General features: G+C 55.1%; 10 protein-coding genes. 6 read left to right on the top strand and 4 right to left on the bottom strand.

What is annotated here, in order from left to right; all coding sequences use genetic code 11:
• Both ssuC and ssuB read left to right on the top strand, forming a co-directional pair.
• The gene (gene ssuC, locus AC2FAJ_RS10015) at window positions 1-792 is read left to right on the top strand and encodes an aliphatic sulfonate ABC transporter permease SsuC (protein WP_028012588.1); all 792 of its coding nucleotides are present in this window, start codon (window positions 1-3) and stop codon (window positions 790-792) included.
• The gene (ssuB, locus tag AC2FAJ_RS10010; RefSeq protein WP_047368222.1) at window positions 789-1,559 is read left to right on the top strand and encodes an aliphatic sulfonates ABC transporter ATP-binding protein; all 771 of its coding nucleotides are present in this window, start codon (window positions 789-791) and stop codon (window positions 1,557-1,559) included. The genes ssuC and ssuB overlap by 4 nt, the downstream gene beginning before the upstream one ends.
• Before the next feature lie 88 nt (window positions 1,560-1,647).
• Here the strand turns inward: ssuB and pepN are convergent, their stop codons facing one another.
• A complete protein-coding gene (gene pepN / locus AC2FAJ_RS10005) occupies window positions 1,648-4,260 on the bottom strand; it encodes an aminopeptidase N (protein ID WP_485454097.1) in 2,613 nt (870 codons plus the stop codon).
• 254 nt (window positions 4,261-4,514) lie between these two features.
• Between pepN and pncB the strand changes: the two genes are divergently transcribed.
• The 4 genes from pncB (at window position 4,515) to aspC (ending at window position 10,372) form a co-directional block, all read left to right on the top strand.
• Complete coding sequence (gene pncB, locus AC2FAJ_RS10000) at window positions 4,515-5,717, top strand: nicotinate phosphoribosyltransferase (protein ID WP_485454096.1); 1,203 nt, start codon at window positions 4,515-4,517, stop codon at window positions 5,715-5,717.
• Window positions 5,718-5,884: 167 nt separating this feature from the next.
• The gene (gene asnS / locus AC2FAJ_RS09995) at window positions 5,885-7,285 is read left to right on the top strand and encodes an asparagine--tRNA ligase (RefSeq protein ID WP_047362727.1); all 1,401 of its coding nucleotides are present in this window, start codon (window positions 5,885-5,887) and stop codon (window positions 7,283-7,285) included.
• 605 nt (window positions 7,286-7,890) lie between these two features.
• On the top strand, window positions 7,891-8,997 hold the full coding sequence (locus AC2FAJ_RS09990; RefSeq protein ID WP_041910616.1) for a porin: 1,107 nt from the start codon (window positions 7,891-7,893) through the stop codon (window positions 8,995-8,997).
• A gap of 184 nt (window positions 8,998-9,181) precedes the next feature.
• Entirely contained in the window at window positions 9,182-10,372 is a 1,191-nt protein-coding gene (gene aspC / locus AC2FAJ_RS09985) for an aspartate transaminase (RefSeq protein WP_045630029.1), read from the top strand.
• A 48-nt stretch (window positions 10,373-10,420) separates the two neighbouring features.
• On the opposite strand, the gene AC2FAJ_RS09980 is transcribed toward aspC, so the two are convergent.
• From AC2FAJ_RS09980 to ldtD, 3 genes are all read right to left on the bottom strand, one after another.
• Window positions 10,421-11,068 (bottom strand): MBL fold metallo-hydrolase, encoded by a 648-nt coding sequence (locus tag AC2FAJ_RS09980; RefSeq protein WP_028012581.1) that lies wholly within the window; start codon window positions 11,066-11,068, stop codon window positions 10,421-10,423.
• Window positions 11,069-11,088: 20 nt separating this feature from the next.
• Window positions 11,089-11,640, bottom strand: a complete 552-nt coding sequence (gene mepK, locus AC2FAJ_RS09975) for a peptidoglycan L,D-endopeptidase MepK (protein WP_028012580.1) — start codon at window positions 11,638-11,640, stop codon at window positions 11,089-11,091.
• Between the two features lie 174 nt (window positions 11,641-11,814).
• Window positions 11,815-13,638 carry a L,D-transpeptidase gene (ldtD, locus tag AC2FAJ_RS09970; RefSeq protein ID WP_041910619.1) on the bottom strand — a complete coding sequence of 608 codons (1,824 nt, stop codon included), beginning with the start codon at window positions 13,636-13,638 and terminating at the stop codon, window positions 11,815-11,817.
• Between the last annotated feature and the right edge of the window lie 174 nt (window positions 13,639-13,812).

Below are 13,812 nucleotides of genomic sequence, written 5' to 3'. Positions count from 1 at the left end.
ATGTCTGCCACCTCACAAAAATGGCTGCTGCGCGCCGCCCCGTGGTTTTTGCCCGTCGGCATCGTGGCGCTCTGGCAGCTCGCGTCGACCACCGGCTGGCTGTCGAGCCGCATTTTGCCCTCTCCGGAGGGCGTTATCGAAGCGTTCTGGTCGCTGAGCGTCAGCGGAGAGCTGTGGCAACATCTGGCGATCAGCTCCTGGCGCGCGGTGATTGGGTTTTCCATCGGCGGCAGCATCGGTCTGGTGCTGGGTCTGATCAGCGGCCTTTCACGCTGGGGGGAAAGGCTGCTGGATACCTCCATCCAGATGCTGCGCAACGTGCCGCATCTGGCGCTGATCCCGCTGGTCATTTTGTGGTTTGGGATCGATGAGAGCGCCAAAATCTTCCTCGTGGCGCTGGGCACGCTGTTCCCGATATACATCAACACCTGGCACGGCATCCGCAATATCGATCGCGGTCTGGTGGAGATGGCACGCAGCTACGGCTTATCGGGTTTTTCCCTCTTTGCTCACGTGATTCTGCCGGGCGCCCTGCCCTCCATTATGGTCGGGGTGCGCTTTGCGCTCGGCCTGATGTGGCTGACGCTGATTGTGGCGGAAACCATCTCAGCCAACTCCGGTATTGGCTACCTGGCGATGAACGCCCGCGAATTCCTGCAAACGGACGTGGTGGTGGTCGCCATCATTCTGTATGCACTGCTCGGCAAACTCGCCGACGTCAGCGCACAGTGGCTGGAGCGCAGCTGGCTGCGCTGGAATCCGGCCTATACCCTTCAGGAGGCGAAAGCATGAATACCGCACGACTAAATCAGGGCACGCCGCTGCTGCTGAACGGCGTAACCAAACGCTACGGCGAAAACACCATTCTTAACGGGCTGGATCTGCACATTCCCGCCGGCCAGTTTGTGGCTGTAGTCGGGCGCAGCGGCGGCGGAAAAAGCACACTCCTGCGTCTTTTAGCCGGGCTGGAGGCCCCCAACGGTGGAGAGATTCTGGCAGGAACCACGCCGCTGGCCAATATTCAGGACGATACGCGCATGATGTTTCAGGATGCGCGCCTGCTGCCGTGGAAAACGGTGATTGATAACGTCGGGCTGGGGCTCAAAGGCAACTGGCGGGATGAAGCCCGTCAGGCGCTGGCCGCCGTCGGGCTGGAAAACCGTGCAGGTGAATGGCCTGCGGCGCTGTCGGGCGGCCAGAAGCAGCGCGTGGCGCTGGCGCGAGCGTTGATTCACCGTCCCGGCCTGCTGCTGCTTGATGAGCCGCTCGGCGCTCTTGATGCCCTGACGCGGATAGAAATGCAGGATCTGATTGAATCCCTCTGGCAGGCGCACGGCTTTACGGTACTGCTGGTGACGCATGACGTCAGCGAAGCCGTGGCGATGGCGGACCGGGTATTGCTTATAGAAAACGGGAAAATCGGTTTGGATCTGACGGTAGATATTCCACGTCCTCGCCGCGTGGGATCGGCCAGACTGGCGGAGCTGGAAGCCGAAGTGCTGAATCGGGTGATGAAACGTGGGGAAGCGGAGATTCAGCGGATAAAGGCCAATGCCTGATGCCCTCTCCCACAGGGAGAGGGAGAAAACCGATGTCCCGCGCCCTCACGTAGGCCCGGTTAGCGTAGCGCCACCGGGCTTTTTTACATCAGGCCAGCGCCTTAGCAATCTTCTCGTACAGATCGCCAGACAGATTTTCCAGCCCTTTCAGCTGCTCAAGCGCGGTGCGCATTTTCGCCTGACGCTGCGCATCATAGCGTTTCAGGCGGATCAGCGGCTCAATCAGACGTGATGCAACCTGCGGGTTACGGCTGTTCAGCTCGGTCAGCATTTCCACCATAAACTGGTATCCGCTGCCGTCTTCGGCGTGGAACGCGGCCGGGTTACTGCTGGCAAATGCGCCAATCAGCGAGCGAACGCGGTTCGGGTTGCTCATGGTGAACGAACGGTGCTTAAGCAGGCTGCGAACTTTGCTAAGCGCATCGGCCGCCGGGCTGGTCGCCTGCAGAATAAACCACTTGTCCATCACCAGACCATCCTGGTGCCACTTGTCGTCATACTCCTGCATCAGCGCATCGCGGCACGGCAGTTCAGCGGCAACGCTTGCCGCCAGGGCCGCGAGCGCATCAGTCATGTTATCCGCTTCGTGATACTGCTTGCTCACCAGCGCGTTCGCCAATTCGGGCTCACCAAACGCAAGATAGCGCAGGCAGGTATTGCGCAGGCTACGCTTGCCGATATCCGCATGCTCCACGCGATACGCGTCAAGCTTGTTAGCGTTGTAGAGCGCCAGGAATTCATCCGCCAGTTCGGTCGCCAGCGTGCGGGTCAGCGCTTCGCGCACCGCCACGATGGCAATCGGGTCGATAATGTCGAACAGCTCCGCAATTTCAGTCGCGGACGGCAGCGTCAGAATTTCAGCCGCCAGCGCCGGGTCAATCTTCTCGTCCAGCAGGATGGCGCGGAACGCGTCTGCCACATGCACCGGCAGCGTCAGCGGCTGGCCCTGCTGGTAACGGTTCACGTTAAGCTTGATGTAGGTTGCCAGCAGGCTCTGCGCCGCGTCCCAGCGGGAGAAATCGTTGCGGGCGTGACGCATCAGGAACGTCAGCTGCTGGTCGCTCCACTTGTACTCCAGCTTCACCGGCGCGGAGAACTCGCACAGCAGCGCAGGCACCGGCTGGAAGTAGACGTTATCGAAGATAAAGGTCTGCTCTGCCTGGGTCACGTTCAGCACGTGGTGCACCGGGTGGCCGCCCTTCTGCAGCGGGATGACGTTGCCTTCGTTGTCGTACAGCTCAATGCTGAACGGAATGTGCAGCGGATATTTTTCTTCCTGCTCGGCGGTTGGCGGCGTGCGCTGGCTGATGGTCAGAGTGTATTGCTCGGTTTCCGGGTTGTAGTCGTCCTTAACGGTGACAATCGGGGTCCCGGCCTGGCTGTACCAGCGGCGGAAGTGAGAAAGATCAACGTTGGACGCGTCTTCCATCGCCTGCACGAAGTCGTCGCAGGTAGCCGCGCTGCCGTCGTGACGTTCGAAGTAAAGCTGCATCCCTTTCTGGAAATTCTCTTCACCCAGCAGGGTGTGGATCATGCGGATAATTTCAGCGCCCTTCTCGTACACCGTCAGGGTGTAAAAGTTATTCATCTCAATGACTTTATCCGGACGGATCGGGTGCGCCATTGGGCTGGCATCTTCCGCAAACTGCAGGCCGCGCATGGTGCGCACGTTGTTGATGCGGTTGACCGCCCGCGAGCCCAGATCGGAGCTGAACTCCTGATCGCGGAAGACGGTCAGCCCCTCTTTCAGGCTCAGCTGGAACCAGTCGCGGCAAGTGACGCGGTTACCGGTCCAGTTATGGAAATACTCGTGGCCGATAACGCGTTCGATATCGAGGTAGTCTTTATCGGTGGCGGTATCGGTACGCGCCAGCACGTACTTGGAGTTAAAGATGTTAAGGCCTTTATTCTCCATCGCGCCCATGTTGAAGAAGTCGACAGCGACGATCATATAGATGTCGAGATCGTATTCGAGGCCGAAACGCTCTTCGTCCCATTTCATGGAGTTAATGAGTGAAGTCATCGCCCACGGCGCGCGATCAAGGTTGCCGCGGTCAACGAACAGCTCCAGCGCCACTTCGCGGCCAGAGCGGGTTTTGAAGGTATCGCGCAGCACGTCGAAATCACCCGCCACCAGCGCAAACAGGTAGCACGGTTTCGGGAACGGATCCTGCCACTGCACCCAGTGACGGCCATTTTCCAGCTCGCCCTCACCCACGCGGTTACCGTTGGAGAGCAGGAACGGATAGAGGGTTTTATCGGCAATGATTTTGGTGGTAAAACGCGCCAGCACGTCCGGGCGGTCCAGGTACCAGGTAATGTGGCGGAAACCTTCGGCTTCACACTGGGTACACAGGGCCACGCCTGACTGGTAGAGCCCTTCCAGCGCCGTGTTGGCGGCAGGGCTGATTTCATTCACGATGCGCAGCGTAAAGCGTTCCGGCAGGTTGTCGATGACCAGCTGGTTGCCTTCTTCTTTATAATCTGACCAGGCTTCATCGTTAATGTGCAGGGAGACCAGCGTCAGGTCTTCGCCATCCAGACGCAGCGGTACGGCAGTCGCGCTGTGGCGCGTCACCTGGCTTACCGCCGTCACAACGGTTTTTGTGGCATCCAGGTCAAAAGTCAGGTCGATATCGCTAATCAGGTATTCCGGCGCACGGTAGTCGTGGCGGTATTTGGCTTGTGGCTGTTGTGTCATAGAAAACCTTATGCATCGTTTGTCGAGTAACGTTTCAATATATTCCTGTTGCGTAAAACGCGCTATGCAGAATGTTCATCTTTTCAGGCTTAAACACCTTTTTCGCTACATTTGTATAACACGGGGCACGAAATGCTCTCGACCATAAAGTGTGCTTATGTTGTGATCGGGGTTCAATAAATCACTAAACAAGGTATACTCCGGAGTTGTTTATTGTACTAAACGCTCCCGTGAGAGGATGCTACAGCGCACCTATGACTCAATTCGCTTCTCCGGTTCTGCATACGTTGCTGGATACCGACGCGTATAAACTGCATATGCAGCAAGCCGTTTTCCACCATTACTATGACGTTCACGTCGCGGCGGAATTCCGCTGCCGTGGTGACGACTTGCTCGGTATCTACGCAGACTCCATTCGTGAACAGGTCGATGCGATGCAGCATCTGGCGCTCACCGATGACGAATATCAGTGGCTTTCTGGCCTGCCTTTCTTTAAAGCGGACTATCTGAACTGGCTGCGCGACTTCCGCTATAAGCCTGAACAGGTCACCGTGACCAACGAGAACGGCAAGCTGGATATTCGTCTTGAAGGTCCGTGGCGGGAAGTGATCATGTGGGAAGTGCCGCTTCTGGCCGTCATCAGCGAGCTGGCTCACCGCTACCGTTCGCCTGAAACGGGCGTCGAACAGGCGGTCGCCTCGCTGGAGAACAAACTTGAGGCATTCTCATCGCTGACCGAAGGGCTGGATATGTCCCGCTTCCGCCTGATGGATTTCGGCACCCGTCGCCGCTTCTCTCGCGAGGTTCAGCAAGCTATCGTTGAACGTTTGCAGCAGGAGCCGTGGTTCGTGGGTACCAGCAACTACGATTTGGCGCGTCGCCTCAACCTGACGCCAATGGGCACCCAGGCGCACGAGTGGTTCCAGGCGCATCAGCAAATTAGCCCGGACCTGGCTAACAGCCAGCGTGCGGCGCTGGCTGCGTGGCTTGAAGAGTACCCGAATCAACTCGGGATCGCCCTGACCGACTGTATTACGATGGATGCCTTCCTGCGCGACTTTGGTCCCGAGTTCGCTGAGCGTTACCAGGGGTTACGCCACGACTCAGGGGATCCGGTTGAATGGGGCGAAAAGGCGATTGCTCATTACCAAAAACTCGGCATTGACCCGATGAGCAAGGTGCTGGTCTTCTCCGATAATCTCGACCTGGCAAAAGCCGTCGAACTGTATCGTCATTTCAATGCCAGAATTAACCTGGGCTTCGGGATCGGTACCCGGTTGACCTGCGACATTCCTCAGGTAAAACCTCTGAATATTGTGATAAAGCTGGTGGAATGTAACGGCAAGCCGGTGGCTAAGCTCTCTGACAGCCCGGGTAAAACCATATGCCATGACAAAGCGTTTGTTCGCGCATTGCGCAAAGCGTTCGATCTCCCCCAGATCAAAAAAGCCAGTTAAGCGCTTACGGGAGCCTTCAGGGCTCCCTTCCCTTATTTATTTCTCAATTCTTCTCTTTTGACTGCGAAATTTACTTGTCTGATAGCGGTTGGCAGGTAACATAGATATCCCCCCGTCTTGGGGTGGACAAGTGTTTATTTTTTCCGACTATTAACAGAGAGAATATTATGAGCGTTGTGCCTGTAGCCGACGTACTCCAGGGCCGTGTCGCCGTTGACCAGGAGGTCACCGTGCGCGGATGGGTGCGTACTCGCCGAGATTCTAAAGCTGGCATCTCCTTCCTTGCCGTCTATGACGGTTCCTGCTTTGATCCTGTACAGGCCGTCATTAATAATTCTCTGCCCAATTACAATGATGACGTTCTGCGCCTGACAACGGGTTGTTCCGTTATCGTCACCGGTGTGGTTGTGGCATCCCCGGGCCAGGGCCAGAGTTTCGAGATCCAGGCTTCTGCCATTGAAGTGACTGGCTGGGTTGAAGATCCGGACACCTACCCGATGGCGGCAAAACGTCACAGCATTGAATACCTGCGTGAAGTCGCACACCTGCGTCCGCGTACCAACCTGATTGGTGCGGTGGCTCGCGTGCGCCATACGCTGGCCCAGGCGCTGCATCGCTTCTTCGATGAGCAGGGTTATTTCTGGGTGTCTACCCCGCTGATCACCGCGTCCGATACGGAAGGCGCAGGCGAAATGTTCCGCGTCTCGACGCTGGACATGGAAAACCTGCCGCGCACGCCGGAAGGTAAAGTCGACTACGACAAAGACTTCTTTGGTAAAGAAGCCTTCCTGACGGTATCCGGCCAGCTCAACGGCGAAACCTACGCCTGTGCGCTGTCTAAGATCTATACCTTCGGCCCAACCTTCCGCGCCGAAAACTCCAACACCAGCCGCCACCTGGCGGAATTCTGGATGCTGGAGCCGGAAGTGGCGTTTGCCGATCTGAATGACGTTGCAGGTCTCGCAGAAGCGATGCTGAAGTACGTCTTCAAAGCGGTGCTGGAAGAGCGTCCTGACGACATGAAGTTCTTCGCCGAACGCGTAGACAGCGATGCTGTAGCACGTCTGGAGCGTTTCGTCTCTGCCGACTTTGCGCAGGTGGACTACACCGATGCGGTGGCGATCCTCGAGAAATGCGGTGAGAAGTTCGAGAACCCGGTTTACTGGGGCGTCGATCTGGCGTCTGAGCACGAACGCTATCTCGCCGAGAAACATTTCAAAGCGCCGGTTGTCGTTAAAAACTACCCGAAAGACATTAAGGCCTTCTATATGCGCCTTAACGAAGACGGGAAAACCGTGGCAGCGATGGACGTACTGGCGCCGGGCATCGGTGAAATCATTGGTGGTTCTCAGCGTGAAGAGCGTCTGGACGTGCTTGACACGCGCATGGCAGAGATGGGGCTCAACCCTGCGGACTATAGCTGGTATCGCGATCTGCGCCGTTATGGCACCGTTCCGCACGCTGGGTTCGGTCTGGGCTTCGAGCGTCTGATCGCCTACGTTACTGGCGTTCAGAACGTGCGTGACGTAATTCCGTTCCCGCGTACACCACGCAACGCCAGCTTCTAAGCAACGCAACAGACAATGGCCAGCATTTGCTGGCCATTATTTTATTCTGCCCTGTCAGTTTTTGTCAGCGTAAAGTCAGCGTTTTTAAACCACTACCCCGTCACAACCGCTACCTGTTACGTTTTGTTTCCGCGAAATATCCAGCCACAAAAAATTAACCTCATTCTTATTGCGATTACTACATCCTGAAGTAATAGCACAAATTTCAACCAATTTTTCAGCCATCCAGAAGTCTTTATTGGGTCATAAGAAAAAACGAGTCGTTTAACATTCGTTTATAGGAATTGCCTTTATCCAAATTAAACATAAGGAATTCATATATATAGGAAACAAACCGATGCTTAATTCGCCAGGGGGTTCTGAAATTTGAGATGGTTCACAAAGTTCCCAAAAATACACATTTAGTTACACATATTTTCTTTCTGTAACTCAATCTTGAGAATTGTAGCACTTTCAGGCTAGCGAAACGCTTCGGTGAATGGAAAGATGCCTGTCAGATACATAAAGACACCAAACTCTCATCAATAGTTCCGGAAATATTTATTGACAGAATTTATTGACGGCAGTGGCGAGTGTCATAAAAAAACCAATGAGGGTAATAAATAATGATGAAGCGCAATATTCTGGCAGTGGTAATCCCTGCCCTGCTGGTAGCCGGTGCAGCTAACGCTGCAGAAATCTATAACAAGAACGGCAACAAACTGGACTTCTACGGTAAAGTTAACGCCGAGCACGATTTCGTGACCTCCGGCGATGACACTAACAATAACGACGCTACCTACGCGCAGATCGGTTTCAAAGGCGAAACTCAGATCAACGACCAGCTGACCGGTTACGGCCAGTGGGAATACCGCTTCATGGCTAACCAGGCTGAGAACACCGCTCAGTCTAACAAAAACCGTCTGGCCTTTGCTGGTCTGAAAGCGGGCGACGCTGGCAGCATCGACTACGGTCGTAACTACGGTATCGTATACGACGTTGAGTCATACACCGATATGGCGCCGTCCTTCTCCGGTATGACCTGGGGCGGTAACTACGTTGATAACTTTATGACCAGCCGCAGCACCGGCCTGCTGACCTACCGTAACAGCGATTTCTTCGGTCTGGTTGACGGTCTGAGCCTGGGCGTACAGTATCAGGGTAAAAATGACCGTGCTGACGTTAAAACCTCTAACGGTGACGGCGTAGGTTACTCCCTGGGTTACGACTTCGGCGAAGGCTTCGGTGCAATCGCATCTTACAGCAACGCTAACCGTACTCTGAACCAGAAAGCTGATGGCCAGGGTGATAAAGCTGAAGCATGGGGCGTGGGTCTGAAATACGACGCTAACAACCTCTACCTGGCAACTACCTATGCAGAAACCCGTAACACCACCCGTACCGGTTCTAGCGGTGATGCAGGTTTTGCTAACAAAACTCAGAACTTCGAAGTGGTTGCTCAGTACCAGTTCGACTTCGGCCTGCGTCCAGCAATCTCCTACGTGCAGACCAAAGGTAAAGACCTGGCTGCCGTCGGCGGCTTCAGCGGTGGCGATGCAGACCTGGCTAAATTCATCCAGGTTGGTACCACTTACTACTTCAACAAAAACTTCAACGTGTGGGCTGACTACTACATCAACCTGCTGGATAAAGACACCGACTACGCGAAAGCTGTTGGCGGTCTGAACGGCAACGACGATATGGCTGCTGTGGGTGTAACCTACCAGTTCTAATCAGAACACCACTTTGTTATATGCATAATGAACAGGGCTTCGGCCCTGTTTTTTTATGCCTGACAGAAAATAATGGCGACTTTTGAAAAGCCGCACGCTTTTCGTCGCAAACGGTTGGCATTTTGTAAATCTACCGTTAACCTGATAGCGGATTTCACTTCTGTAATCACAATGGAACTTCGTCATGTTTGAGAACATTACCGCCGCTCCTGCCGACCCTATTCTGGGCCTGGCCGATCTGTTTCGTGCCGACGACCGCCCTGGCAAAATCAACCTGGGTATTGGTGTATATAAAGATGAAACCGGCAAAACTCCGGTACTGACCAGCGTTAAGAAAGCTGAGCAGTATCTGCTGGAAAATGAAACCACCAAAAACTACCTCGGTATTGATGGTATCCCTGAATTTGGTCGCTGCACCCAGGAGCTGCTGTTCGGTAAAGGCAGCGCAATTGTGAGTGACAAACGTGCGCGCACGGCGCAGACCCCTGGCGGTACCGGCGCGCTGCGCGTGGCGGCGGATTTCCTTGCGAAAAACACCTCTGTGAAGCGCGTCTGGGTGAGCAACCCAAGCTGGCCGAACCACAAGAGCGTCTTTAACTCTGCCGGCCTGGAAGTGCGTGAATATGCTTACTACGACGCGGCCAATCACTCTCTGGACTTTGACGGCCTGCTGGCAAGCCTGAGCGAAGCGCAGGCGGGTGACGTGGTGCTGTTCCACGGCTGCTGCCACAACCCAACCGGTATCGATCCAACGCTTGAGCAGTGGGAACACCTGGCAAAGCTCTCCGTTGAGAAAGGCTGGCTGCCGCTGTTTGACTTTGCTTACCAGGGCTTCGCCCGCGGTCTGGAAGAAGATGCTGAAGGCCTGCGCGCGTTCGCAGCCGTGCATCAGGAGCTGATCGTTGCAAGCTCCTACTCCAAGAACTTTGGTCTGTACAATGAGCGTGTAGGCGCCTGTACGCTGGTTGCGGCTAACGATGAGACTGTCGATCGCGCGTTTAGCCAGATGAAATCCGTTATCCGCGCAAACTACTCTAACCCGCCGGCACACGGTGCGTCTGTTGTTGCGACCATTCTGAGCAACGATGCGCTGCGCGCGATTTGGGAACAAGAGCTGAACGATATGCGTCAGCGTATCCAGCGCATGCGCCTGCTGTTTGTGAACACCCTGGCGGAGAAAGGCGCTGAACGCGACTTCAGCTTCATCATCAAACAGAACGGTATGTTCTCGTTCAGCGGCCTGACCAAAGAGCAGGTTCTGCGTCTGCGTGAAGAGTTTGGCGTATACGCCGTAGCCTCTGGCCGCGTAAACGTTGCAGGCATGACCCCTGACAACATGGCACCACTGTGCGAAGCGATTGTCGCCGTCCTGTAATTTGCGCCCACAAAAAAGCCTGCGTTAAGCAGGCTTTTTTTATGCTGGTTACCAGACAGGCATTTCATCCTGAAGGAACGGGTTATGGAGCCGTTCATAGCCCAGCGTCGACATCGGACCGTGTCCAGGGATAAACGTTACGTCATCACCCAGCGGCAATAACTTCTGTTTAATCGACTGAATCAGCTGCCCGTGATCGCCGCGCGGAAAATCGCTGCGTCCTACGCCACCTTTGAAAATCACATCGCCGGAAATCAGCAGACGGGACTGGTCGTCAAAGAAGACGATATGGCCTGGCGTGTGCCCAGGACAATGCAACACCTGTAAAGTCACATTCCCTACGTTAACGCGCTCTCCTTCGTTCAGCCAGCGATCGGGCGTCAATGGCAGACACTCATCAAGGCCAAACATGCGGCTTTGGGCGGGTAACCCCTGCAGCCAGAACTCATCTTCTTTTTCCGGGCCAATAATCGGCACACCGTAGTGTTTAGCCAGTTCAGCCGCTGCGCCTACGTGGTCGAGGTGACCATGCGTCAGTAAAATCTGCATCAGCGTCACGCCGCTGTCGGCAACGTCCTGCTTGATTTTCTCAGCGTCACCGCCGGGATCGACAAGCGCGGCCAGTTTGGTTTGCTCGCACCAGATTAATGAACAGTTCTGGGAGAACGCGGTAACCGGAATAATACGATAGTTCATACTGCTCCTGTGTTTCGTTATTACCAGTGCCGAACCGGCCCGGTATCAATATGCACAAAGTTGCTACGTGGGTAATATCCTACACCACCAGCGCGCATAGATAACGCGGCTTTGCGAATATTGGCTAACGAAACGCCTTCAATGTGGAAATCCATTGCCTGTCCCTTCGTGTGGTAGCTTTTTTTCGCTACCCCACGGCTATGGGCGCGCAGTTCATTGTTGGTATCAATTGAGCGATAACCAGAAATAAGCTGCACCGGCTTGCTGGTGCCCAGCAGGCCCTGAAGGCGGAAAAGCTGATCAAACAGTCCTGGGTCGATGGCTTTTACTTTATTCGCGCGGAAATCACGGAAAAAATGGTTGAGTCTTGCTAATTCATCCTGAATATAGCCTCTGCCATCGAAAAACTCCGCTTTTAGCGACTCACCGGTGTGAAGATTGCTGAGCGTTAAAACGCGCGGACGAGGTGTAGAGAGGGTGGCAAATGCTGGCGTCGGTAAGATGGCCGCTGCGCCAAGCGCAACACCACCTAACGCCAGCAGCTTGCGGCGATTAGCGTCAAATTTGTCCATGATAATCAGGTCTACAGGTCAATGAAATCGTAATATGCTTAGCGCACGAAGGGCACCTTAACTGGCAAAACAGGGTACGTCAAGGCGCCCAACCCCAGTGAATACGCGGCTTACAGCGATATTGGCCCCGATTCACCATAACTTACGACAATCATTTTTCCCGAACTACTTCATTTACCTGATTAATTGTTCCGCTTTTGGCAAAATTTGTGCGCCGGATCGCGCGGTGAGATCATAATTGTAAATATCTGTACGGTACTGCGTGCGACCGTCTTCACCCACAAACGCTGTCAGATAATAAAGATTAACCGGAATGTTGTGGCGAATATTCACGTAGCGCGTATCACCCTGCTTCAGGGCGTCAGAAATACGCGTATCGTTCCAGCCCGCATCCTGCAGCAGCATGTTGGCCAACTCCGAGGCTTTATTCACCCGCACGCAGCCTGAACTCAGTGCCCGGGTATCTTTCTGGAACAGATTGTGGTTCGGCGTATCGTGCAGATAGATAGCATCTGAACTTGGCATGTTGAATTTGTAGCGCCCCAGCGAGTTATGGGCTCCGGGAGCCTGCTGGAAGCGGAACGGCAGGTTGGAGGCCGTGATCGTCGACCAGTCGACCATGTAAGGATCGATCGCCTCTTTACTGTTCCAGCCACGCATGACCGTATAGCCGTGACGTTCCAGATAACCCGGATCGTTCCAGACCTTAGGCAGAATGTCCTTACGCGCCAGCGTCGGCGGCACGTTCCACGGCGGGTTAACCACCACGTTATTTAACGCGCTGCTCATCATCGGCGTTTTGCGATCCGGACGCCCGACAATCACGCGCGAGGCCAGCTTCTCGCTACCGTCCTGATAATAAACCAGTGAATAGGCCGGGATATTGACCATAATGCCGGTAGACAGCGTGCCCGGCAGCAAACGCAAACGCTGAATATTAAGCGCCAGCACCCCGGCCCGCTGCGCAGGCGATACGTTAAGCCAGTCACGCGTTGAGGGTCCAATGACGCCATCGGCTCCCAGCCCCTGAGCGGCCTGGAACTGTTTAACCGCGGCGACCAGCTCGCGATCGTAAGCCTCGGGCTTATTGCTCAGGGTAGTGGCCTTGTTCTCTTTTATGGGCGCTGACGGGCTGACCACCGCGCTTTGCGGATCGTCGCCCGGCAGGGCAATCTTCGGCCCGCCATCAAGAATACCGGAGCGTTTAAGGATCTCGCGCAGGGCTGGCACATCGCTGCTCCACTGACCCGGACGCAGCGTTGCGGTCCCCCGCATTTGCGGCCATGGACGCGAGTCCCCCACCAGCGCGAGGAGCGACTGGTGCATCGTGGCATACTGTGGATGCGCCGGCGCGAGGCTGGTAATGAAGTGCGGCAGGTCGCCGTTATCCAGCGCTAATTGCCACTGGTTAATCACCGACAGGGCTGGCGTCGCCAGCTTATAGGGCCTATCGCTGTACAGCCAGCGGTTGCCATTGACCGGAATACCCGCCACAAACTGCAGGTAACCCATCATGGCATCGGAAAGGACCACGTCCCGCGCCTGACCGGTGACGGCAGGATCGGTTAGCAGCTCAACCCACTTCGTAAACTGCGGCTGGAATCCCGCAATCGCCACTTCCGCCAGCTGTTGCTGGAAGGCGCGCACGGCTTCACGATTTTCCCACATGGGTTTCATATCGCGGGCAGCATATAGCAGCGTGAGCTGATTGATATAGGCAGGCGTGTAGCCTGAAGGCAGGCCTGTCTGGAGCTGCTGGCTGAGCGATTCAACGTCGATGCCTTCCGGCAGCGGCTTAATCCCGGCCATGATGGCCGTTGCCGTAGACTGTTCCAGCGGCTGAGACAATGACGTCGGCTGCGCGCCTGTCGTTGCGGTGCTGTCAGTCGGCACAATTTCAGGCTCGTCGGCCTGGGCGGTTAACAGTGGAGCAAACATCACTGCCAGACATAAACTCAGCGCTGACAGTTGACGACCACATTCTTTCTTTAGCAACATCCCTTGCCCCCTGTTTTCACGACATGCCCATCACGGTGGGGCTTTCTTTTATTATAGGTAGACGACAACTCTGTTGCCTTACCTTATGTAAAGAAGTTTAAAGATAACGCAGCCCTGAACACAAGTTAAGAGAATAAAAAAAGCGGCGCTTCTGCGCCGCTCTTTGTAACAAAA

This window comes from Enterobacter cloacae complex sp. 385G4 (assembly GCF_057320665.1).
Note: the sequence above shows the minus strand (reverse complement) of the source record. Positions and strands in the feature narration are given on the sequence as shown.

What these genes read in the sequence shown, in the direction of transcription:
- aspC (WP_045630029.1), top strand. Translation starts at nt 9,182, where the DNA reads ATGTTTGAGAACATTACCGCCGCTCCTGCCGACCCTATTCTGGGCCTG.
- AC2FAJ_RS09980 (WP_028012581.1), bottom strand. Translation starts at nt 11,068, where the DNA reads ATGAACTATCGTATTATTCCGGTTACCGCGTTCTCCCAGAACTGTTCA.
- asnS (WP_047362727.1), top strand. Translation starts at nt 5,885, where the DNA reads ATGAGCGTTGTGCCTGTAGCCGACGTACTCCAGGGCCGTGTCGCCGTT.
- pncB (WP_485454096.1), top strand. Translation starts at nt 4,515, where the DNA reads ATGACTCAATTCGCTTCTCCGGTTCTGCATACGTTGCTGGATACCGAC.
- ssuB (WP_047368222.1), top strand. Translation starts at nt 789, where the DNA reads ATGAATACCGCACGACTAAATCAGGGCACGCCGCTGCTGCTGAACGGC.
- ldtD (WP_041910619.1), bottom strand. Translation starts at nt 13,638, where the DNA reads ATGTTGCTAAAGAAAGAATGTGGTCGTCAACTGTCAGCGCTGAGTTTA.
- ssuC (WP_028012588.1), top strand. Translation starts at nt 1, where the DNA reads ATGTCTGCCACCTCACAAAAATGGCTGCTGCGCGCCGCCCCGTGGTTT.
- mepK (WP_028012580.1), bottom strand. Translation starts at nt 11,640, where the DNA reads ATGGACAAATTTGACGCTAATCGCCGCAAGCTGCTGGCGTTAGGTGGT.
- AC2FAJ_RS09990 (WP_041910616.1), top strand. Translation starts at nt 7,891, where the DNA reads ATGATGAAGCGCAATATTCTGGCAGTGGTAATCCCTGCCCTGCTGGTA.
- pepN (WP_485454097.1), bottom strand. Translation starts at nt 4,260, where the DNA reads ATGACACAACAGCCACAAGCCAAATACCGCCACGACTACCGTGCGCCG.